The following is a 23,010-nucleotide window of genomic DNA, read 5'->3' on the forward strand; positions in this document are numbered from 1 at the left end:
CTTACCTAGAACAAGTTCTACAAATAGTTGCATTTGAAGTAATTACTTTTGTTCTCAATAAAATGGGTATAAATATTCTTTTCACAGCAACATTTATGCCTTAGTAATTAACTTAAATTTACTTTTATGAGAATTAATTATGTTCTTAAAAGGGCAAAGCATGTATTGTGTATCCTTACCTTACTCACAGGATTTGCACTGCATGCCCAAAACCTAACAATTAATTTTCCATTGAGCAAAAGTGTGCAAGCATCCACATCGAACCATTTTGGATTGATGAGTTGCAATGCCACATTACTTGAAAAACAAAGTACAACAATCACACCAAATCTATGTGATTTTGAAAATGTAAAGACAAGCAACATTTGTTCTTTAGGAAAAGAAAGCAAAGATCTTGCCAAAAAAACAAGACGTATTGCTGAAAATGGAGGTGGTGCCAATGCACCTAATCTAAGGAATGGATTTAACTTTAAAACCAGTGCCTTATGAAGAAATTTTATTTAATACTTTTAAGTTTCCTTTTTTTAGCAACAAATTTTAGTTTCGGTCAAGTATGTGATGCACCAGGAAGTGTTGTTGCAACTATTAATACCTCGCCAAATACCTGCGCAGGTAATGGCAGTATTACAGCTACATTCAATACAGTAAATTACACTACTATTGAATTGTTATTAAACGGATCTGTATTGCAATCAACGGTTAATCCAACAAGTCCTTTCACATTTTCAAACTTGCAAGCAAATGCCAATTATCAAGTGCGTTTTGTGTGCTCGTTAGATAATAGTGTAGTGTATTCAAATACATCAAACATTAATGTTGCAGAAAATTATGTGGCTATAACCGATGCTACTATTGCAATATCTGATGTTTGTACCAATTTCACTCAGGGAGGAACTTTTACAATTAGCGGAGTTGTTGGTGGAAATGCACCATATGAATATTCAGTTATTCAAAACTCAAATCCTGATTACGACGATACTTTAAGTACGTATTCGCCGAGTAATGTTATTAATGTGTCGGCCTTTGGAACCTATCAAATACGTATCAAAGACGCTTGTGATAACTATGCTACTTTTACTCGAACACTTGCGCCAAGTATTCCTGCTATTAATTTTAGCTGGAGGCCTAAGAAAGTTTGTGGTGGCAATACTGCAGAGGGATATTATTGGTTTGCCAATATTTCGGCTACATCAACACCAATAACAGACGCTACTTTAATTGCATATGGTGGCGTACATCTTTTAATAAGAGATACCAATGCATCTGGTGCTATATTGTTTGATGGTACTTATACAGGGGGGAATTTTGTGTATACAGAAAGCCCAAGCCATACTTACTATGTAGAAACAACAAATGCATGTGGATTGGTAAGTACTTATATACATAATTTGAATAGTGGTGATTATCCAGAATATGAAACGATTGACGCAATTGTTTCAACAAGTGGATGTGGTGCATCAAGTGGTATGACTATTTATGCTGAAACCAATAAAACTTATTGGAGATACCCAATTCAAGTTACGGTTACAAATTCTTCTGGAAGCATTGTTTATACGAATCCTAGCGTTTCGGCAGATTCTAATTGGACAACTCCAAGCCTTCCTTTCGGAACCTATACTGTTACGTATGTTGATCAGTGTGGAGATACCTTGTCAGAAGTTGTGAATGATCCTTCTGGCGCAGGACAACCTACATTGGTTACGCATGCTTTTAGAAAATACCACTGTGGATCTACCGGACCTTTATCACAGACAGGAGCAACCCAACTTGTTGTAGCAATCAACGGTTATTTACCTGACCGTGCAAATGCTGTTGTTACCATAACAGCGGGTCCATCTAACGTTGGAGTTAATGCAACTGTTTTAGACGGTGAATACTGGGGATGGACCAATGTGGTGCCAGGAACCTATACCATTTCTTACACCTCTTGTGGAGTAACCAATACAGCTACTGTAAGTGTACCAGCAACAGGTAGTCATCTATTGCAACAAAGTTTAACTTCTACCGCTCAATCGTTTTGTGCGCAAGGAGGAACTATCACTTCAACTAAAATTTATAACGGAGCATATTCGAGCATTGTGGAGCTTTTAGACAACTCTGGCAGTGTAATCGGTAGCAGTATTTCAGGAACATTTAGCAACATTCCAGCAGGTACTTACTCTACAAGAATGAGAGTGACCTATTGTAATGATGACTTTTATTTTATAGATGGAAACAGTGTTACCATCACAAACCAGTCAACAGGTCCAATTATTTCCTCGTCGATAGGTGTGGTTTGTGAAGATGCAGCAGGTAATCCATTGTCAACAGGATCAGCGAACGTAGTCTTGAACGGAGTTGCGCCGTTAACGCTAAATTATAGATTACAAGGAACATCAACATGGACAGCCATAAACAATGCACCTTCGAATATTACTATTAGCAATTTAACGTCAAATGCGGTTTATGAACTTCAATTACTTGATGCTTGCGGTGGTACGTTTAATTCTTCAGTATTAATTAATACAATCGGTGCATTAGTAACATCAAATACAGTACATCCTTGCGAAAACGCACCTTATAATTTAGAGATGCCGTTTTATGCAGGGGCTACTTATGAATGGACTAATCCGCAGGGAGCAGTTGTTTCAAATACACGAAGCTATCCAATTGCTAATTACATCTCTTCATATAACGGAACGTACACTTGTAAAATTACTTGGAGCAATTGTATCACTAGATATGCAAATGTAACATTAGATTCTCAGCAATGTAACGAACCTCTTGCTATTACCGCAGTAGATGATGCATTTGGACCTACTCCAATAGCTTCAACTCCAACTGTTGTAGGAAATGTTTATGTAAATGATTTACTAAATGGAACAGCATTTGTGCCGTCACAAGTTACCTTAACTTCTACACCAACTGCTCAATTGTCAATTGATCCGGCTACAGGAGATGTAACTGTTGCGGCAAACACACCTGTGGGAACATACACCATCGACTATACAATTTGTGATGCTGTAAATCCTACTATTTGTGATACGGCTACGGTGACTGTAGAAGTAATAAGCGGTTTAACTCCTTATGACTGTGCTAACGGTTTAGGGTATATTTTTACCAATACAAATACAGCTTCTTCTCCACAAAATTGGATTACAGGTTTATATTCTATTGATATTGCAACATCGGATGTTAATTTAGTAAAAGATCCGATAATAGACGGAACCACTCGCAGATTTATCAATGCAGTAGGATATAATGTTCTAGATAATTATATGTATGGAATTCGTCAATATTCGAATAATATTGTTCGTATCGGAGCAGACGGAAGTACTGAATTTTTAAATGTTCCTGGTTTAGGAAACACAATTGGTTATGCCTCTGGAGATGTATCTTCTGATGGAATATTATTTGCGCATAGTAAAAATACCAATGAATTAATTTCTGTTGATTTAAATCCTTCATCTCCTGATTATCTTACAAAAATTGTAAGAACTACGGTATCTACAAACTTTGATGATTTTGCTTTTAGTCCAGTTGACAATATTATTTATGGTGTAACTGAAACCCCTGCTAGATTGTTTAAATTTGTACCAAGCACTAACACATTTACTATAATTGGTGTAGTTAACGGAATAAATCCTACAAATACAGGTTCGTTTGGTACAGCTTTTATGGATAACTTAGGAAACTTGTATTTTGCAAATAATTCAACTGGAGATATGTATAAGATATCTCAGCCACATATAGCAACAGGTCCAGTTACCGCTTCTCAATATACTAATTTGAGCATACAAGCTCCTGGCGAAGGTGCTCGTTGTCCAAACGCTGCCATAGCTCCTGTAGCAATCGCTGATGAATTTTGTACACCTTCAAATAGTACTTCAGTAGTAACTTTTAATGTTGTTTCTAATGATAATGCGGGTACTTACCCAATCAATCCATTATCAACAATGTTAATTGACCCAGTAACTTCGGCACAAGTAGCTTCGGTGACTATCGCAGGTCAAGGAACATTCACTATAAATGCTACTTCAGGTGCAATTGATTTTACACCAGTTACCTCTTATACTGGAACATCAATCAGTTATGTAATTGCTGATGATCAAGGAAACTATTCTTCTCCAGCAGTTGTAACAGGAACGGTTTGTCCAGCGCCATCTATTGCAGTAACCAAAGACGGCGTTTTAGATTTAGGAGCAGACAATACGGCAAGCGAAGGAGACCTCATTACTTATAGTTTTGAAGTGACCAATACCGGAAATGTAACCTTAACTAATGTACATATAGATGACGCTACTTTAGGGTTGAGCAACATTGTGGTAACTCCAAGTACGTTAGCACCAGGAGATACTGGAACTGCTTCAGCTACCTATGCTATTACGCAAGCAGATATTAACGCAGGACAAGTAGATAACTTAGCTGTTGTAACGGGAACCCCACCAAGTGGGCCAGATGTAACAGGTGAATCTACCGATCCAACGCCGTGTCCAACATGTACACCAATTGACCCAACATGTACAGATTGTACGATTGTAGAAATTGAGGATGCGCCATCTATTGCAGTAACCAAAGACGGAGTTTTAGATTTAGGAGCAGACAATACGGCAAGCGAAGGAGACCTCATTACTTATAGTTTTGAAGTGACCAATACCGGAAATGTAACCTTAACTAATGTACATATAGATGACGCTACTTTAGGGTTGAGCAACATTGTGGTAACTCCAAGTACGTTAGCACCAGGAGATACTGGAACTGCTTCAGCTACCTATGCTATTACGCAAGCAGATATTAACGCAGGACAAGTAGATAACTTAGCTGTTGTAACGGGAACCCCACCAAGTGGGCCAGATGTAACAGGTGAATCTACCGATCCAACGCCGTGTCCAACATGTACACCAATCGACCCAACATGTACAGATTGTACGATTGTAGAAATTGAGGATGCGCCATCTATTGCAGTAACCAAAGACGGAGTTTTAGATTTAGGAGCAGACAATACGGCAAGCGAAGGAGACCTCATTACTTATAGTTTTGAAGTGACCAATACCGGAAATGTAACCTTAACTAATGTACATATAGATGACGCTACTTTAGGGTTGAGCAACATTGTGGTAACTCCAAGTACGTTAGCACCAGGAGATACTGGAACTGCTTCAGCTACCTATGCTATTACGCAAGCAGATATTAACGCAGGACAAGTAGATAACTTAGCTGTTGTAACGGGAACCCCACCAAGTGGGCCAGATGTAACAGGTGAATCTACCGATCCAACGCCGTGTCCAACATGTACACCAATCGACCCAACATGTACAGATTGTACGATTGTAGAAATTGAGGATGCGCCATCTATTGCAGTAACCAAAGACGGAGTTTTAGATTTAGGAGCAGACAATACGGCAAGCGAAGGAGACCTCATTACTTATAGTTTTGAAGTGACCAATACCGGAAATGTAACCTTAACTAATGTACATATAGATGACGCTACTTTAGGGTTGAGCAACATTGTGGTAACTCCAAGTACGTTAGCACCAGGAGATACTGGAACTGCTTCAGCTACCTATGCTATTACGCAAGCAGATATTAACGCAGGACAAGTAGATAACTTAGCTGTTGTAACGGGAACCCCACCAAGTGGGCCGGATGTAACAGGTGAATCTACCGATCCAACGCCGTGTCCAACATGCACACCAATCGACCCAACATGTACAGATTGTACGATTGTAGAAATTGAGGATGCGCCATCTATTGCAGTAACCAAAGACGGAGTTTTAGATTTAGGAGCAGACAATACGGCAAGCGAAGGAGACCTCATTACTTATAGTTTTGAAGTGACCAATACCGGAAATGTAACCTTAACTAATGTACATATAGATGACGCTACTTTAGGGTTGAGCAACATTGTGGTAACTCCAAGTACGTTAGCACCAGGAGATACTGGAACTGCTTCAGCTACCTATGCTATTACGCAAGCAGATATTAACGCAGGACAAGTAGATAACTTAGCTGTTGTAACGGGAACCCCACCAAGTGGGCCAGATGTAACAGGTGAATCTACCGATCCAACGCCGTGTCCAACATGTACACCAATCGACCCAACATGTACAGATTGTACGATTGTAGAAATACCAAACAGCACTTTTGCAGAGAACGATATCAACAATACCTTTGTAGATACCCCGGTATCAGGCAATGTATTGACCAATGATTACGATGTAGAAGGTCATACACAAACGGTAACACCATCAAACACCACTACAGCAGAAGGAACATTAGTTCTAAATGCAGACGGCACGTACACGTTTACTCCGGCAACAGGTTTTGAAGGAACATTTGTTCACACTTATACAGTATGTGATGATGGAACCCCTCAAGCATGTGCTACAGCAACGTTGACCATTGAAGTGATGCCTAGTCCGAATGTGCCAGGAACACCAAATGATGTGGTAGCGAACGATGATACAGCAACCACTCCAGAGGGTCAACCTGTAACAATTGATGTATTAGCGAATGATTTCGATCCAAATGGTGATACTTTGGGAACACCAACAGTAGTTACGCCACCAACAAACGGAACATTTGATCCAACAACAGGCGTTTACACACCAAATCCAGGATTTGTAGGAGAAGATACCTTCACGTACCAAGTATGTGATAATGGAACTCCACAAGCATGTGATACTGCAGAAGTAACAATTACTGTAGTACCATCAAGCAGTACCAATGCAACGTATGCAAATGACGATGCGTATAATGGAGATCAATACCAACCAATCAATGGCAGCGTATTAGATAACGATACAGATCCAGAAGGACACACCCAAACGGTTTCATCAAATACCCAACCACAAAACGGAACGGTAGTAATGAATCCAGACGGAACCTTTGTTTACACCCCAACAGGCGAGTACTCAGGGCCAGATCAGTTTACATATACCGTATGTGACAATGGAACACCGCAAGCGTGTGACACCGCAACAGTTTATTTAACAATAAACCCAGCTAACAGCACTTTTGCAGAGAACGATATCAACAATACCTTTGTAGATACCCCGGTATCAGGCAATGTATTGACCAATGATTACGATGTAGAAGGTCATACACAAACGGTAACACCATCAAACACCACTACAGCAGAAGGAACATTAGTTCTAAATGCAGACGGCACGTACACGTTTACTCCGGCAACAGGTTTTGAAGGAACATTTGTTCACACTTATACAGTATGTGATGATGGAACCCCTCAAGCATGTGCTACAGCAACGTTGACCATTGAAGTGATGCCTAGTCCGAATGTGCCAGGAACACCAAATGATGTGGTAGCGAACGATGATACAGCAACCACTCCAGAGGGTCAACCTGTAACAATTGATGTATTAGCGAATGATTTCGATCCAAATGGTGATACTTTGGGAACACCAACAGTAGTTACGCCACCAACAAACGGAACATTTGATCCAACAACAGGCGTTTACACACCAAATCCAGGATTTGTAGGAGAAGATACCTTCACGTACCAAGTATGTGATAATGGAACTCCACAAGCATGTGATACTGCAGAAGTAACAATTACTGTAGTACCATCAAGCAGTACCAATGCAACGTATGCAAATGACGATGCGTATAATGGAGATCAATACCAACCAATCAATGGCAGCGTATTAGATAACGATACAGATCCAGAAGGACACACCCAAACGGTTTCATCAAATACCCAACCACAAAACGGAACGGTAGTAATGAATCCAGACGGAACCTTTGTTTACACCCCAACAGGCGAGTACTCAGGGCCAGATCAGTTTACATATACCGTATGTGACAATGGAACACCGCAAGCGTGTGACACCGCAACAGTTTATTTAACAATAAACCCAGCGAACACTACACATGCGATTGATGATATCAATAATACCTTTGTAGATACCCCGGTATCAGGTAATGTATTGACCAATGATTTCGATGTAGAAAGTCATGACCAAGAGGTTACATCCAATACAAATCCTACAAATGGTTCGCTTGTAATGAATCCGGATGGAAGCTATACATACACACCAAATTCAGGGTTTGTAGGAGTAGATTCATTTGAATATACAATATGTGATAGTGGAAATCCACAAGCATGTGATACGGCTACTGTAACTATTAATGTGGAAGATTTAATTACTCCAACTGATAATAGTGTAGTAGCAAATAACGACGCAGTTATAACCGAAGAAGGGCAAGCAATTACAATTTCTGTATTAGCAAATGATTTTGACCCTCAAGAAGACTCGTTTACAATTACGCCAGGATCTGTAACTACTCCTTCAAATGGAACAGTTACTGTAAATCTAGATGGGACAATAACATATACACCAAACCCAGGATTTGTTGGAGAAGATTCATTTGAATATACAATATGTGATAATGAAACTCCACAGGCATGTGACACCGCTACAGTAATTGTAACAGTATTACCGGTTAGTAATATAAACGGAACTATCGCTGTAGATGATGCATACTTCATAGATTGTAGTTTAGTAGTTAATTATAATTTATTAGATAATGACTACGATTTAGAAGGCGATATGCAATTAATAAACACCATAGCAGTTGTGCAACCACAACATGGAACGGTGACAATCAACAGTAATGGAACGTTTACTTATACTGCAACGGGATGTTATACTGGACCTGATAGTTTTGTTTACCAAATTTGTGATAGTGGCAATCCGGTTGCTTGTGATTATGCAACAGTTTACTTGTTGATTAATCCACCTTCAGTAACACTACCATCAAACGAATCGTCAACAGTAGCATGTATATCAGAAGCAGTAGCACCTGCATTACCTGAGGTAACAGACAGTTGTGGCAACGTATTGGCACCAAGTGCTCCGGTAATATCAGCGGCACCTTCATGTGAAGGAGATATAAGCTACACCTACACTTATACCGATTGTCAAGGGAACAGCCACGATTGGGTTTACACCTACACCATTGAGCGTGCAGATTTCACGATGCCAGCCAATGGAATGTCAGCGGTAGCATGTCCTGCAGACGCGGTAGCACCGGTATTACCTGTAGTAACGGACAACTGCGGCAATGTATTAACACCAAGTGCTGCGGTAGTAACCGAGTTACCCACACCGATATGTGAAGGAATAATCAGTTATACCTATACCTACACAGATTGTGAAGGCAACAGCCACGATTGGGTTCACACGTATATAGTAGAGCGTAAAGACTTCAGTGTACCGGCAAACGGCTCATCCACGGTAGCATGTATATCAGCAGCAGTAGCACCAACCAGCTTACCAACGGTAACTGATAACTGCGGAAATGTATTAACGCCGGTAAGTTCCTTTATAGGGGGTACATACGACGGATGTTCTGGAACGCGTACTTACAACTACCAATACCAGGATTGTGAAGGCTACTCGCATATTTGGACCTACGAATACACGATAAGTGCACCGGTAGTGACTCTACCTGCAAATGGGTCATCTACGGTATCATGTGCATCCGAAGCACAAGTAGTACCAGTAGCCCCAATGGTAACCGACAACTGTGGAAGATTCCTAATAGGATTTTTAACCAATGTATCGGCAACACCATCATGTGCAGGCACCAAGGTATATACCTATACCTATGTAGATTGTACCGGAACGCCATACACTTGGGAATACACCTATACCATTTCGGCACCAACGGTAATTTTACCAGCCAACGGATCATCAACGGTAGCTTGTGTGGCTGATGCGGTAGCTCCAACTGCTCCAACAGTAGTTGACAACTGCGGCAGAGCACTAACGGGCGTATTAACAAATACAGATGCAGACCCTGCATGTGCAGGCACAAAAGCATACACCTATACCTATACAGATTGTACAGGAACACCATATACATGGACACATACCTATACAATAAGTGCCCCGGTAGTTACTATGCCAGCCAACGGATCATCAACGGTAGCATGTCCGTCCGATGTAGCAGCACCAACAGTTCCAACGGTAACCGACAACTGTGGCAATGTATTAGCACCAAGTGCACCTGTAATTTCACAAGAACCAACGTGTGAAGGCGCTATAACTTATACCTACACGTTTACAGATTGTGAAGGAACTACGCACGATTGGACGCATACGTTCACCATTGAAAGAGAAGATTTCTCCGTACCAGCTAATACTGCATCAACAGTAGCATGTGCATCTGCTATTACGGCACCAACAGTGCCAACGGTAACAGACAATTGCGGAAACGTATTAACACCAAGTGCCCCAGTAATTTCACAAGAACCAGCGTGTGAAGGCGCTATAACTTATACCTACACGTTTACAGATTGTGAAGGAAATACGCACCCTTGGACGCATACCTTCACCATTGAAAGAGAAGATTTCACGCTACCTGCCAATGGTTCAGAAACGGTATCATGTATAAGCGCAGCAGTGGCACCGGTATTACCAACGGTAACCGATAACTGTGGCAATGTATTAACACCGGTTTTCAGTTTCGAAGGAGGAACCTACGACGGATGTGAAGGCACAAGAACTTTCAATTATGAATATAAAGATTGTGCCAACCATACACAAACGTGGGTATATACCTATATCATTGAAGCAGAAGACTTCACCTTACCTGCAAACGGATCATCAACGGTAGCATGTGCTTCAGAGATTGTAGCACCTGCTGTACCAACGGTAACCGATAATTGCGGGAATGTATTAACGGCAAGTGCCCCGGTAGTTTCAGCTCTTCCAAGTTGTGAAGGTGATGTAACTTATACCTACACGTTTACTGATTGCCAAGGCAACAGCCACGATTGGGTGTACACCTACACCATTGAAGATACGGTTGCGCCAACAGGAACTGCACCATCCGATTTAACATTAGAATGTATGAGTGCTATACCAGCGGCAGATGCAGCAGCTATCTTAGATGAGGCCGACAACTGCAACGGAAGTGTTACCGTAACGGTATCCGACACAGATAATGGAGGCAGTGGATGTTTAGGCAATGCCTATATCATCACCAGAACCTATACGTTAACAGATTGTGCAGGCAACCAAACCGATTTGGTACAAACCATCACGGTAGAAGACAGCACCGGTCCGGAATTTGTAGAAGTTTTACCAATGGATATCACCTTGGAATGCAGCGATTCGTTACCAGCGGTAGCAGAACTCACAGCCGTTGACAACTGTGGTACAGCAACGGTAAGCTTCAACGAAGAGCGTACAGAAGGTTCATGTCCAAATAGTTATACATTAGAAAGAACATGGACAGCAACAGATCAGTGCGGCAACACCACTACACACACCCAAGTGATAACAGTGGAAGACACCACCGCTCCTGAATTTGTAGGCCCTATGCCAAATAGAGAAGTATTCATGCGATGCGAAGACTTTGAACCGGCAGAAATCTTAACAGCCGTTGACAATTGTGGAGCAGCAAGTGTTCGCTCATACGATGAGAAGATAGAAGGCGATTGTGAAGCGAAGTATGACATTTTAAGAACATGGGTTGCAACAGACGCATGTGGAAATGAGACCAGTTATACGCAAACCATTCATTTATCGTGTCCAGTAGAAATATTTAATGCAGTAACTCCAAACGGTGACGGCATGAATGATGAGTTAATTTTGAAAGGAATCAATTGTTACCCGGGCAACGTTGTAGAAGTATACAACCGTTGGGGTGTATTGGTTTACCACACAAGAGATTACAACTCACAAGGCAACACCTTCAAAGGATATTCCGAAGGAAGAGCCACAGTTAGTAAGCAATCAAAATTACCATCAGGAACATATTATTACGTAGTTAAGTACACGTTTGATTTAGGCAATGGAATCCAATATCCAACCGAACAAGCCGGCTACTTACATTTGGAGAATAACGAATAATAAATGGATATGAATATTTCAAAAAACATAAACAGATTATTGTTGGGAGTATTATTGTTGGGATGTGCAAAAGCACATTCCCAACAAGACCCCCAGTACACGAATTACATGTACAACACGATCAACATCAACCCGGCTTATGCAGGTAGCAGAGGCGCCTTGAGCATCTTTGGTTTGCACCGCAGCCAATGGGTAGGATTAGAAGGCGCACCAACGACCAATTCGTTTTCCATAAACACCCCTATAGCCGAGAGTAAAGTAGGTTTAGGAGTAAGCTTTGTAAACGACAGGTTAGGAGTGACCGATGAAAACACCTTAAGTGTAGATTTCTCGTACACCTTAGATTTAAACAACCGCGGCAGCAAGTTAAGCTTCGGCTTAAAAGGATCAGCCAATATGCTGAATGTAGCTTATTCCAGGCTGAACAAATACAACCCGAACGATCCGCAGATCCTTACAGACATCAACAACCAATTCACTCCAAACATAGGAGCGGGTGTTTATTGGCATAACGAACAAACGTATGTAGGATTATCGGCACCCCATTTTTTAGAAACCACACGCTACGACGACAACGTACAAAGCACGATGCAGCAAAAGATGCACTATTATTTAATGGGAGGCCACGTATTTGAGTTGAACCCGATGTTGAAGTTTAAACCGGCATTTTTGTTAAAAGCAGTAGAAGGCGCACCTTTACAGGCCGATATCACAGGGAATTTCTTAATCAACGAGAAGTTTACTTTAGGAGCCGCTTATCGCTGGGATGCCGCATGGAGTGCCTTGGCAGGCTTCCAGGTAACCGACGGATTGTTTATAGGCTATAGCTACGACAGCGACATCAAAGCCTTGAGAAATTACAACAACGGCTCACACGAGATTTTTATGCGCTTTGAATTGTTTAACAAATACCGCCGCGTGAACTCGCCGCGTTTCTTCTAAAAATAAAGAAAAATGAAAAAAGGGATATATAGAGCCGCTTTGTTCACCGCCTTTATGCTGGGGAACACGGGGGCACAAGCACAAGCGGGATTAAATACAGCCGATAAAGACTACAACCAATGGGCTTATGTAGATGCAATAAGCATTTACGAGAAAGTAGCCAACCGCGGCTATGCCGGGAAGGATGTACTAGAAAAGTTAGGCAACGCCTACTACTTTAACGCACGCTATGGCGAAGCCCAAAAGCACTACGAACGCTTGTTCAAAGAATTTGGCAGCGAAAACATTGGCAGCGAGTACTATTACCGCTACGCCCAAACCTTGCAACACGTGGGCAAAGAAAGCGAATCAAAGCGCTATTACGACCAGTTTGTAAACAAAGCCGGCAGCCACACGCAGCGTTCTAAAATCCGCCAGAACGAAGCCGCGCTTAAAAAGCAGATACAAGTCAATTCAGGTCGCTACGACCAGATCAAGAACTTGGAGATCAACACGCCTTATTCCGATTACGGAAGCTATGTACACAACAACCAGTTGTACTTTACCAGCGCGCGCGACACAGGCAGCTTGCACAAACGCGAACACACCTGGACAGGCGATGCCTTTACCAGCTTGTACAGCGTAGCCGAAACGGCAAGCAAAGATGATAAAGTAACCCGATTGAAAGGAAAGGTAAAATCACCACTTAACGAATCCACAGCGGTAATCACCAAAGACGGCAACACGATGTATTTCACACGCAACAACTACATCAACCGTACCCGTAAATACGATGCCGACAAAAACACGAAGCTTAAAATCTACCGTGCAGAAAACGTGGAGGGCAAATGGGAGCACATAACCGAGTTACCGTTCAATATGGACGGCTACAACACGGCACACCCCACCTTAAGCCAAGACGAAGCCACAATGTACTTTGCGAGCGACCGTCCGGGAGGCTTCGGCGAATCGGATTTGTGGCAGGTGGCGATTCATCCCTCAGGAGCCTTTGGCGGACCTGTAAACATGGGCGAGGGGATCAACACCGAAGGCAGAGAAACCTTTCCGTTTGTAACCGAAAGTGGGGAATTGTATTTTTCAAGCGACGGTAGAGTAGGACTAGGTGGACTTGATGTATATGCCACAAAATTAGACAGAAACAGCCAACCTGGGGAAATCCACAACGTAGGAGCACCAATCAACGGAAATGCAGATGATTTTGCGTATTATATCGACCCAAACACCAAACAAGGCTTCTTTTCAAGCAACCGTGAAGGCGGCAACGGCAACGACGATATTTACAGTTTCCATGAAACCAAACCGTTGCAACTAGAATGCATCCAAAAACTACTTTTAAAAGTAGTAGATGCAAAAACCCGCAACATTATTAGCGATGCCAACGTAACGTTGTACAACAATTTGTACGGCGAATTAGAAAGCAGCAACCGCTACCAAAACGGCGGTTATGTGTTCAACAACGAATTCAAATGTGGGGAAACCTACCGTTTAAAAGCAGAAAAAGAAGGCTATACGACCCAAGAAGACGTGGTGCGTTTGCCCAATGAAAGCGGTGTAACCGAGCACACCATTGTTTTGGAACCAGTGAAAACCCCTGTAAAAGTAGGCGACGACTTGTTTAAAGTATTAAAACTGAATCCGATTTATTTTGATTTAGACAAATACAACATCCGTCCTGATGCAGCAGCAGAGTTGGCAAAAGTATTGGCGGTATTAGAAGAATATCCAACGATGAAAATCGACATCCGTTCGCATACCGACAGCCGTGCATCGCACAAGTACAACGACAGATTGTCTGAGAACCGCGCAAAATCGACCAGAGAATGGTTGATTGACCAAGGTATCAGTTCGTCACGATTAACATCGAAAGGCTATGGCGAGCGCCAATTAGTCAACGAATGTGCCGACGGAGTGCAGTGTAGCGAAGAAGCACACCAAGCCAACCGTAGATCCGAGTTTATTATCGTGGAGATGTAAACCACCCACACAAAGGATTAAAACTTATTAAACACCCCCAAATGGTAAAATATACCGTTTGGGGGTGGTTTTTTGTGGGGGGGAGAAATATTAAAACAAATCATTAACTTTTGAACGGTTACGCACCGAAACTGGAATTTCAGTTTGGTCTTGCATCTCTAATGCAGCCATTTTCTTATTATACTTTTTTACAAAATTTAAGTTGACCAAATAGGATTGATGTGAACGAAAAAATTGATGCTCTGGCAATAAATTTTGATAATTTTTCAAGGGTTTTGAGGTCATCAAGCTTCGGTCGTTGGTTAAGTAAAAGCGCGTATAACTACTATCGGCTTTGCAATATATAATTTCATCAAAATTAAGATGATATATGTGTTCTGTGGTTTTGATGGTAATTTTATGAAATTCTTTATTGGTCTTGAGCGCTTGATATTGTTGGCTGGTTGTGATAATTTCAGTTTTTAACCGGTCAATGGTTTGGTTTAATAGGTCTTGATCTATCGGTTTTAACAAATAATCAAACGCACTGTATTTAAAGGCTTTTATGGCATATTCACTGTATGCCGTTACAAAAATAAGTTTAAATGTAATGTCTGATAATTGCTCTAATAATTCAAAACCAGTGTTTTTTTTTAGTTGTATATCCAATAATACCAAATCGGGTTTTAGCGTTTCAATAAGCGCTATACCTTGGTCTTTTGAGCTGGCTTCACCTATGATTTCTATGTCATTTCGTTCAGAAAGTAATATCTTCAAGCTATTTCTTATCAGGCTTTCGTCGTCTATGATTAATGTTTTTAGCATTATTTTTAAGATTGTGTTAAGATAGGAATTTGAATAATTGCAATGGTTCCCTTAGGTTGATTATTAATCATTTGGTCTTTAATGATCAAAGTTAATGGTTTTTTGGGGTTGTTACTGAGCAAAGCCAAACGTTCTTTTATAATTTGTGTGGCGTATGATTTTACTTTCCATTTTTCTTGATGAATGGTTGTAGAAAAACCCACTCCGTTGTCAATTACCTGACATTCAATATAGGTTGAAAATTTAATAAATCGAATGTTAATTTCTGGTGATTGGACGCTTTCTAAACCATGTTCTATGGCGTTTTCTACTAAGGGTTGAATAAGCATTGCCGGAATATAACATTCTTTAATATTTAGGCTTTGGTCTATTTCAAAATGAAACGAAAGTTGAGAACTCATTCGCATTTTTTGAAGTTCAAGATAATCTCGTAAACTTTGAATTTCGTCTTGCAACAAAACGCTACTGCTTCGGGTTTGTTCAATATGATGCCTTAGCAGTTTTGAAAATTTCACCAAATAATTAGAGGCTTTTTGGTGTTCTCTGCTCAAAATATTGCTTTGTATGGCTGCTAAAGCATTGAATATAAAATGCGGATTCATCTGCAAACGAAGCACTTTACTGTTCATTTCCAATTCATAAATTTTAGCTCTTTTGTCTTGGTTTACTTTCCATAAAATAAACACTACAATTGAAATTAGAAACAATAATACACTGATAAACACTAGCAATCTGTTGCGGTCAATAACTTGTTGCTGACTTTCACTAATGAGTTTTAGGCTCTCTATTTCTTTTTCTTTTTGTGCAGTATTATATTCAATTTTTAACCTTTCAATTTCCTTTAATTTGGTTTCATCTAAAAGTTCTTGTGATAATTGATTCAGTTGTTCTTGATACATCAAGGCTTTTTCAAATTGGTGTTGGGCTTTATAAAGTGTGACCAACTGACTTAAAGCACTTTGGGCAATTTTTTTGTGTTCACTTTGGGTTAAATGCACTAAAAACGATGCTGCTTTTGCGTGTTCGTCATTATTAATTAAAAGTTCTGCATAGTTGTTCAGCAGGCTTTCTGTAATGTATTTATCAGGATATTCTAATGCTTTTTCGTAATGTAGTTTGGCTTTTTCTATTAATCGATGGTTAAAATAACTTTGCCCAATATTGTTGTAAGATTTTACAATTCCAATGGTATCTTTTAACTGTATATTAATACGTTGCGATTTTTCATGATAATACAACGCAGAATCTAATTTGCTCTGAGAATTATACAAAATACCCAAGTTATTATAGACGCTGGCGATGTTTTTAGTCATTTTACGCTTTTCAAATATTTGGGCTTCTTTTTTAAGATAAGCAAACGCATTGTCGTAGTCTTTTAAGTAATAATGCAATCTGGCGTAAGCATCGTAAAAATGGGGTAAAAAGGAATAATCCTTCTGGATAATTTCATCTTCTATAGACTGAAACAATTTCAAAGCCTCAACATAGGTGCCTTTAGTTGTAAGATAATTGGCGTATTGAAACTTAAAATTGGCTATAAACTCTTTACTATTTGCTTCTTTGGCTTTGGCAATTCCTTGGTAGTAATAATGCATCAAAGAGTCTGAATTTTCTTGAAAATTTGAGTAGAATTCTACTAATTTCACATACGTTTTAAGTCGTATTTCTGTATTTTCAGTGTTTTGATGTTGTTTTTGAATTTTAACCAATTGATTTTTGTATGCCAAAAGATTTCCCGTTTGTAATAAAGAATCTGCCTTAGAAAACGTAGTATCTTGTCCAAAAAGCAACCCCGTTGACATTAGGATGCAAATGAGAATAAAAAGGGATTTTATAGGATTCAAAATTACTATTAAGTTTGGGGTTGTTTTAGCTTTTCAAAAGTAATAACTAATTATGGATTACGGTAACCATACAGGTACTGAAAAAATAATATTTTAGCAATTATAGAGGTGCATTGTTAACAAAAAAATGACAGCAACATAAGATTAACTGCCATTTTACATCAATTGTTTGTATTTTAAAACCTTAAAAAAACCTTCGTGGCTATCGCTTAAAAAACCAGATTCATAAGTTGGATGCGCTTTAAAAATAGGCAACATCTCTTCTTTAGGTTTGGTAAACGGATAGGCACCTTTTTTCAATTAACCCATCAAAGTCTTATATCTTTGTTATAATACTTCAAAGTGCTTTGATAGTTTCCTAAAGATGTTTTTAAACTTTCAAAAAATTCCTCAATTGATGTCAAATTACTGATCATATTGTTTGATGTTTTTAGGAGTTATATTTTAAGATGTAATAGCATTGAAAATGGATCGAGTAAGTTGAATGATGTCGTCAAATCTCATAAGGTCATTACTTAAATAAATTAACTTGCTCTTTTTCAAAGATATAAATTAAGTTTCCATTTATTCAATCAAATACCAATTCAATAACTACGAATACTGATTAGTTTATAAAAGAAAACATTGGTTATAATAAATTGCAGCAATAATTAAAAACAAACAAACTTAAATTATGATTTTATCTATTATCGCCCTTTTGGGTGGCATTATTGCAGCATCGCCTGTAATTATTGCAAAAAAACCAAATGCTAAAGAACTTATTGACAAAATCACGCCATACCAAGGTTGGATTGGTGTTGTGCTTGCGGTGTTGGGACTTATCGGAATCATTCAAATGATTTTGCACCTTAGCGCATTTAGCTTGGTTTGGTTGATTGGTTTAGCGGCATCTGTTGTGCAATTTGTGGTAGGATTTTTATTAGGCTATGGATTGATTTCTCAGTATGTCTTAGAAAAAAACGAAACCGCCAAAGAAAAAGGACAACAATTGAGATTAAAACTTATGAAATATCAAATACCAGCAGGAATCGTCTTGATTGTACTAGCTGTTTTATCCCTTGTACTTTAACTGCTGCGATTAAGAATTGAGGACGTATAATTTATGATTGCTGATTTATGATTTTTGAATGATAAATTAATTCCGCAATCATCAATCATCAATCATCAATCCGCAATCCGCAATCAGCAATCAGCAATCCGCAATCCGCAATCCGCAATCCTCAATCCTCAATCTTTAGTTTGTAAAAAATGAAAAACTTATTCTCAAAAATTGCCAATACTGCCAAAGACAGCAAAAAAGAGTACGGTACCGAAAAAAAAGAATCGAAAACCGATACCAAACGCTGTGTTTCCTGTGGTGCGGCACGACCTAAAGATACCAATCTCACCACCTGCGATTATTGCGGAACAAAGTTTATGAACATCGATACAAGCATTAAAGCCGATGAATAAAAACGCCTACAGCAACCTAAAAATGTCACCTAACGAGTCCGCTTTGGTTACCCGATGGGAAAGCTTTGTGCAAAAAACACAACAACGGTTTGATGAAACCTTAACGGAAAGCACCCAGCTGCTTATCGAGCAATTACAAGACACCGATTATGATTACCAAACGGTTTTCAGAACCTGGAGCGCAGTAAAAAACCAGATTTTTCAACTGATAGATACCATCGACAATGCCTGGAACCACAAGGTTGAACCTTTGCTTAAAAAAGAAGGCGACGCCTGGTATACGGTGCGACTAAGCGTGGGCGATATCGAAAACAACTTGCATCAGCGCTTAGAGGTGCACGACCTGTATATTCAAGGGAAATTATCGGAGTTGCAATACCAGCACCTTTTGCCCAATGTAAATAAAGACTATAACTGTACCCAGTGTGGCGCGATTGTGCGCATTAACCCCAAAATTTTCAGGGCACAATACATTACCTGCAATGCCTGTAACACTACAAATACCATCGATTTAGAAACCAATTATGTGCATTTGGTGCATCAATTAGAAAGCATTGCGGCCTATCAAAATTTAGAATTATTTAAGACAATGCAAAGTGCCTTGGCAGAGCTGCAAGCAGAGCGACCACCGGCACCAGAACACTTGTGGAATGCCTATCAAACGGCTTATGAAAACTATCAAAACGCCAAACTGGAAAGTTTGCAAACTTTAAGAACACTTTCTGAAGAGGAAGTTCAAACAAAAAGAGAAAAGTTTCAAAACGAATTAAACGAATTTATAAACATTCAAAAACATAACAAATATGGAGAAAATTAACGGAATATCATTTGAAGATTGGGCTGCCGGTTGTGGTCAATTAACCCACGGAATGCCTGAAGAACAAGTTATTGCAACCTTGGGTGTGGAGCTACCTGTTTGGCAGGACACAATGGAGAAATTCACCGAAAAATTGTCTGACCCAGATTTGATTATGAAATACACCGAAATTTTCAGCAATCCCAACGTTGGGCCGTTTGCTGGTGGAGGTCAAGCTACGGGCGAGGAAGATTGGCGCAAGGTAATTCCAGACCACGGCGCTTTTATTCGTTTGCAACGCGAAATGAATATCGCTACCCAAAAGGGTGTTGATGCTGCCCAGTTTTTGGAAGATAAAGGCCTTAACATCGGGCAATATTCGCAAGCAAGTATGGCGTTTATGCAGCAACAAAACGAGATGGATTCTGCCGATGTGTATAAAGCTTACAAAGAAAACAGCTCCGATTTGGACCACAAAGAATTGATGGACAAGTATTTTCCGGAATACGAGCAATACATTGCTTTGGTGTATGCCTTAGAAGTGGCAGTAAATGAAGCGATGGCGCAAGACCGTTTTAAGTTAGATTCTACCGCAATACACGCACAACGCGACAAATTGAACGAGTTGGGCATCGACCAAAATTTATACAATTATATGTATGATTATTATTCCGCTTGGGAACAAGAACAGCTAGAAAAACAAGGCAATGAAGCCTTTAACGCCTACCGCTTTGGTATTATTGACAAGGTTAAGGCAGGGAATGTAGCTATTGCCAATGTGAATGAAGAAGAAAGTAAAACAGAAGGATTAACAGGCGATATTGAATTTTAAACAATTATGGGCATAAAAGAAAGCTTAAAAAACCAATTTCGGTCGGTAGTACAATGGGAGCAACCGCATCCCAATGAGTTATTTTACCGTTTTACCGAACGTGGTGACGAACTTAAGAATGCCTCAAAGTTAATTTTGCAGCCCGGACAAGGCTGCATTTTTACGTATGAGGGGAAAATAGTTGATGTTTTTGAAGAAGCCGGAATGTACAATCTGGAAACGGGCAACAAACCCTTTCTTACCTCTATAAAAAAGGTGTTGTACAACTTTGAAAGCAACCACAAAGTTGGGCTATGGTTTTTCAGAAAAGCCGATATGGTCAACATTCGCTGGGGCACACGTATTCCCATAACCTACAACGACCCTGTGTATGGTTTTCCGGTTAATTTGCGTGCTTTTGGCAATTATTCGGTAAAAATTACCCAAACCCGTCAGTTTTTTGAGCAAATGGTTGGCGGACAGGAGTTTTACTGCGTGCACCATTTGCAAGAAATCTTTTTATCGAGAATCACCCAACCTATTTCTAATTTTTTGGCGAATGCAAAGTTTTCGTATGCCGAAATCGATAGTAATATCGAACAAATTGCCAAAGATGCTCAGGAAAAAACGGTGCAGATTTTTGCGGATTTAGGTTTTGAATTGCTCGATTTTAGGATTGAAGGTACCTCGTTTGATGACGAAACCAACAAGCGAATTGCCGGCATTAGCGATATGCAAGCCGATGTGCAAGCCGCAAAATTGGCAGGTATCGATTTTTCTGAATTGCAAAAGCTGCGTGCAATGCGCGATGCCGCCAATAACGAAGGAACTGCCGGCGCGGGAATGGGACTTTTTGCCGGAATGGAAATGGGTAAAAGCATTCAGCAATCCAATCAGACTGAAAACCCAGCACCTACAACCGATTTAAAATCGAAACTAAAAGAACTGAAAGAATTGTTTGACGAAGGTTTAATCGACGAAGATGAGTTTAAAGCCGCGAAAGCGAAACTGTTATCTTAGTTAGGAGTTGTGAGTGTTGAATTGTGAATTATGAATTGTGAATTATGAATTATGAATTGTGAGTGTTTAATTATTAGTAATAAATTTTGAGTTGTATAGCATACAAATTAGAGCCTTATTGAGGCGACCTGTTTATAGCTCCAGAGGAGCGTTCTGTTCATAGCCTCAAAGAGGCGAACAATTCAAAGCTCCATAGGAGCGGCCTGTTAAAAATAATTGGTATTGATGATTGATGATTGCGGAATTAGGATTGAGGATTTCGGATTAAAATCATAATTCAAAAATCATCAATCATATATCAAAAAGGTCCTAATTCCTAAATTAAAAAGTGACGACAATGAAAAAAATAGCTTTCTTACCTATTGCCTTATTAACTGCTACTGTGTTGTGGTTGATGAATGCCTGTACCACCATTGAAAAGGGCAAAAAAGGAGACATAAAATTTTGGCTTACCGAACAGCCACAAGACAATAAAGTAGATGGTAAAACCTATTATTTGGTTAAAAAATACAAGTACTCCAAAAGGCGAATTCCCATTGGGTTGAGCAGTAAGGCCACCAGCCCGGTCTATAAATATGGTTTTGCCGATGCCGATAAAAAAATACTGCTAAAAGCCAAGTTTGATGCCGTTGAATTGGTGCGTGTTTGGGGCTATTCGCCCGATGAAGAAGTGATTACACAAGTAGCTTTATTAACCGAGATAGCGGGTATTCCAGGAAAGAAGGAATTGTACAATTTAGAAGGAAAAAAGTTTGATTACAAGAAGTATTTCGGCAAGTATAACAAAGTGATAATGATGAATCAAAACGGACTGGATTATCGTCTTTTCAACCCTTCATTAGGCTTAAAAACTAAGCCTGAGTATGGGATGAAATGGGTAAATCCCGATAGCATTCTTATTGAAAAAAGAGAACACAACAAAGAGTCGAAAAAACTCGAAATATGGAAAGAAACCAAACACATTGACGATTTAGAACTGGAAACATTTTAGAGTTCGGAATGATGATTGAGGATTTCGGAATTCGGATTGATGATTTCGGATTGCGGATTGATGAATGCGAATTGATGATTTGGGATTGCGGAATGATGAATGATGATTGGTGATTGATGAATTCGGGTTTCGGATTGCTAAGTGATGAGTTTTTAGTGGTGAATGTTGAGTTGTGAGTTTTGAGTTGGAAGTTCATCACAGGCATAGCTCCAGAGGAGCGTTCTGATAATAGCCTCGTAGAGGCAAACAATTCCAAGCTCCGTAGGAGCGTTCTGTTCCTAGAATCGAAAGTGCGTTTGTACCTAGCGCCAGAGGAGCGGTCTGATAATAGCCTCAAAGAGGCGAACAATGCAAAGCTCCAGTTGAGCGCCCTGTTAATGACCATTGATGATTTTAGATTGATGAATGCGGATTGAGGATTGCAGATTGCGGAATTAATTAATCAATCATATATCAAAAATCATCATTCATAAATCACTTAACGGATAACAACAAGTGCCTTACGAATACCAATT

The 23,010-nt window shown here is 39.8% G+C and carries 13 protein-coding genes; 10 read left to right on the forward strand and 3 right to left on the reverse strand.

Annotated features, from left to right (window positions below; genetic code table 11):
• The first annotated feature begins 126 nt into the window (after positions 1-126).
• Genes NPX36_RS04825 through NPX36_RS04840 form a run of 4 tightly spaced genes read left to right on the forward strand, consistent with a single transcriptional unit; the run spans position 127 to position 14,777 of the window.
• Entirely contained in the window at positions 127-489 is a 363-nt protein-coding gene (locus NPX36_RS04825; protein WP_257500283.1) for a hypothetical protein, read from the forward strand.
• Positions 486-11,861, forward strand: a complete 11,376-nt coding sequence (locus NPX36_RS04830) for an HYR-like domain-containing protein (RefSeq protein ID WP_257500284.1) — start codon at positions 486-488, stop codon at positions 11,859-11,861. The genes NPX36_RS04825 and NPX36_RS04830 overlap by 4 nt, the downstream gene beginning before the upstream one ends.
• Positions 11,862-11,870: 9 nt before the next feature.
• Positions 11,871-12,803, forward strand: coding sequence for a PorP/SprF family type IX secretion system membrane protein (locus NPX36_RS04835; protein ID WP_257500285.1), 933 nt, complete (start codon positions 11,871-11,873; stop codon positions 12,801-12,803).
• Between the two features lie 12 nt (positions 12,804-12,815).
• Positions 12,816-14,777, forward strand: coding sequence for an OmpA family protein (locus NPX36_RS04840; protein ID WP_257500286.1), 1,962 nt, complete (start codon positions 12,816-12,818; stop codon positions 14,775-14,777).
• Positions 14,778-14,867: 90 nt separating this feature from the next.
• On the opposite strand, the gene NPX36_RS04845 is transcribed toward NPX36_RS04840, so the two are convergent.
• From NPX36_RS04845 to NPX36_RS04855, 3 genes are all read right to left on the reverse strand, one after another.
• A complete protein-coding gene (locus NPX36_RS04845) occupies positions 14,868-15,581 on the reverse strand; it encodes a LytR/AlgR family response regulator transcription factor (protein ID WP_257500287.1) in 714 nt (237 codons plus the stop codon).
• A gap of 5 nt (positions 15,582-15,586) precedes the next feature.
• Entirely contained in the window at positions 15,587-17,383 is a 1,797-nt protein-coding gene (locus tag NPX36_RS04850; protein ID WP_257500288.1) for a tetratricopeptide repeat-containing sensor histidine kinase, read from the reverse strand.
• Positions 17,384-17,581: 198 nt separating this feature from the next.
• The gene (locus NPX36_RS04855; protein WP_257500289.1) at positions 17,582-17,725 is read right to left on the reverse strand and encodes a hypothetical protein; all 144 of its coding nucleotides are present in this window, start codon (positions 17,723-17,725) and stop codon (positions 17,582-17,584) included.
• Positions 17,726-18,098: 373 nt separating this feature from the next.
• Between NPX36_RS04855 and NPX36_RS04860 the strand changes: the two genes are divergently transcribed.
• The 6 genes from NPX36_RS04860 to NPX36_RS04885 all read left to right on the forward strand — a co-directional run bounded on the left by NPX36_RS04860 (position 18,099) and on the right by NPX36_RS04885 (position 22,495).
• On the forward strand, positions 18,099-18,494 hold the full coding sequence (locus NPX36_RS04860) for a hypothetical protein (RefSeq protein WP_257500290.1): 396 nt from the start codon (positions 18,099-18,101) through the stop codon (positions 18,492-18,494).
• Between the two features lie 179 nt (positions 18,495-18,673).
• The gene (locus NPX36_RS04865; protein WP_257500291.1) at positions 18,674-18,877 is read left to right on the forward strand and encodes a hypothetical protein; all 204 of its coding nucleotides are present in this window, start codon (positions 18,674-18,676) and stop codon (positions 18,875-18,877) included.
• 22 nt (positions 18,878-18,899) lie between these two features.
• Positions 18,900-19,694, forward strand: coding sequence for a hypothetical protein (locus tag NPX36_RS04870; RefSeq protein ID WP_257500292.1), 795 nt, complete (start codon positions 18,900-18,902; stop codon positions 19,692-19,694).
• The gene (locus NPX36_RS04875) at positions 19,681-20,505 is read left to right on the forward strand and encodes a hypothetical protein (protein ID WP_257500293.1); all 825 of its coding nucleotides are present in this window, start codon (positions 19,681-19,683) and stop codon (positions 20,503-20,505) included. Before NPX36_RS04870 ends, NPX36_RS04875 begins: the two co-directional genes overlap by 14 nt.
• A 6-nt stretch (positions 20,506-20,511) precedes the next feature.
• Positions 20,512-21,504, forward strand: a complete 993-nt coding sequence (locus NPX36_RS04880) for an SPFH domain-containing protein (protein ID WP_257500294.1) — start codon at positions 20,512-20,514, stop codon at positions 21,502-21,504.
• 337 nt (positions 21,505-21,841) lie between these two features.
• Positions 21,842-22,495, forward strand: coding sequence for a hypothetical protein (locus NPX36_RS04885; RefSeq protein WP_257500295.1), 654 nt, complete (start codon positions 21,842-21,844; stop codon positions 22,493-22,495).
• Positions 22,496-23,010: the final 515 nt, after the last annotated feature.

The organism is Paenimyroides aestuarii (assembly GCF_024628805.1).
Lineage (GTDB): Bacteria > Bacteroidota > Bacteroidia > Flavobacteriales > Flavobacteriaceae > Flavobacterium > Flavobacterium aestuarii_A.

Coding starts and splice junctions, on each gene's coding strand:
- NPX36_RS04825 (WP_257500283.1), top strand. CDS start 127: ATGAGAATTAATTATGTTCTTAAAAGGGCAAAGCATGTATTGTGTATC.
- NPX36_RS04830 (WP_257500284.1), top strand. CDS start 486: ATGAAGAAATTTTATTTAATACTTTTAAGTTTCCTTTTTTTAGCAACA.
- NPX36_RS04835 (WP_257500285.1), top strand. CDS start 11,871: ATGAATATTTCAAAAAACATAAACAGATTATTGTTGGGAGTATTATTG.
- NPX36_RS04840 (WP_257500286.1), top strand. CDS start 12,816: ATGAAAAAAGGGATATATAGAGCCGCTTTGTTCACCGCCTTTATGCTG.
- NPX36_RS04845 (WP_257500287.1), bottom strand. CDS start 15,581: ATGCTAAAAACATTAATCATAGACGACGAAAGCCTGATAAGAAATAGC.
- NPX36_RS04850 (WP_257500288.1), bottom strand. CDS start 17,383: ATGTCAACGGGGTTGCTTTTTGGACAAGATACTACGTTTTCTAAGGCA.
- NPX36_RS04860 (WP_257500290.1), top strand. CDS start 18,099: ATGATTTTATCTATTATCGCCCTTTTGGGTGGCATTATTGCAGCATCG.
- NPX36_RS04865 (WP_257500291.1), top strand. CDS start 18,674: ATGAAAAACTTATTCTCAAAAATTGCCAATACTGCCAAAGACAGCAAA.
- NPX36_RS04870 (WP_257500292.1), top strand. CDS start 18,900: ATGTCACCTAACGAGTCCGCTTTGGTTACCCGATGGGAAAGCTTTGTG.
- NPX36_RS04875 (WP_257500293.1), top strand. CDS start 19,681: ATGGAGAAAATTAACGGAATATCATTTGAAGATTGGGCTGCCGGTTGT.
- NPX36_RS04880 (WP_257500294.1), top strand. CDS start 20,512: ATGGGCATAAAAGAAAGCTTAAAAAACCAATTTCGGTCGGTAGTACAA.
- NPX36_RS04885 (WP_257500295.1), top strand. CDS start 21,842: ATGAAAAAAATAGCTTTCTTACCTATTGCCTTATTAACTGCTACTGTG.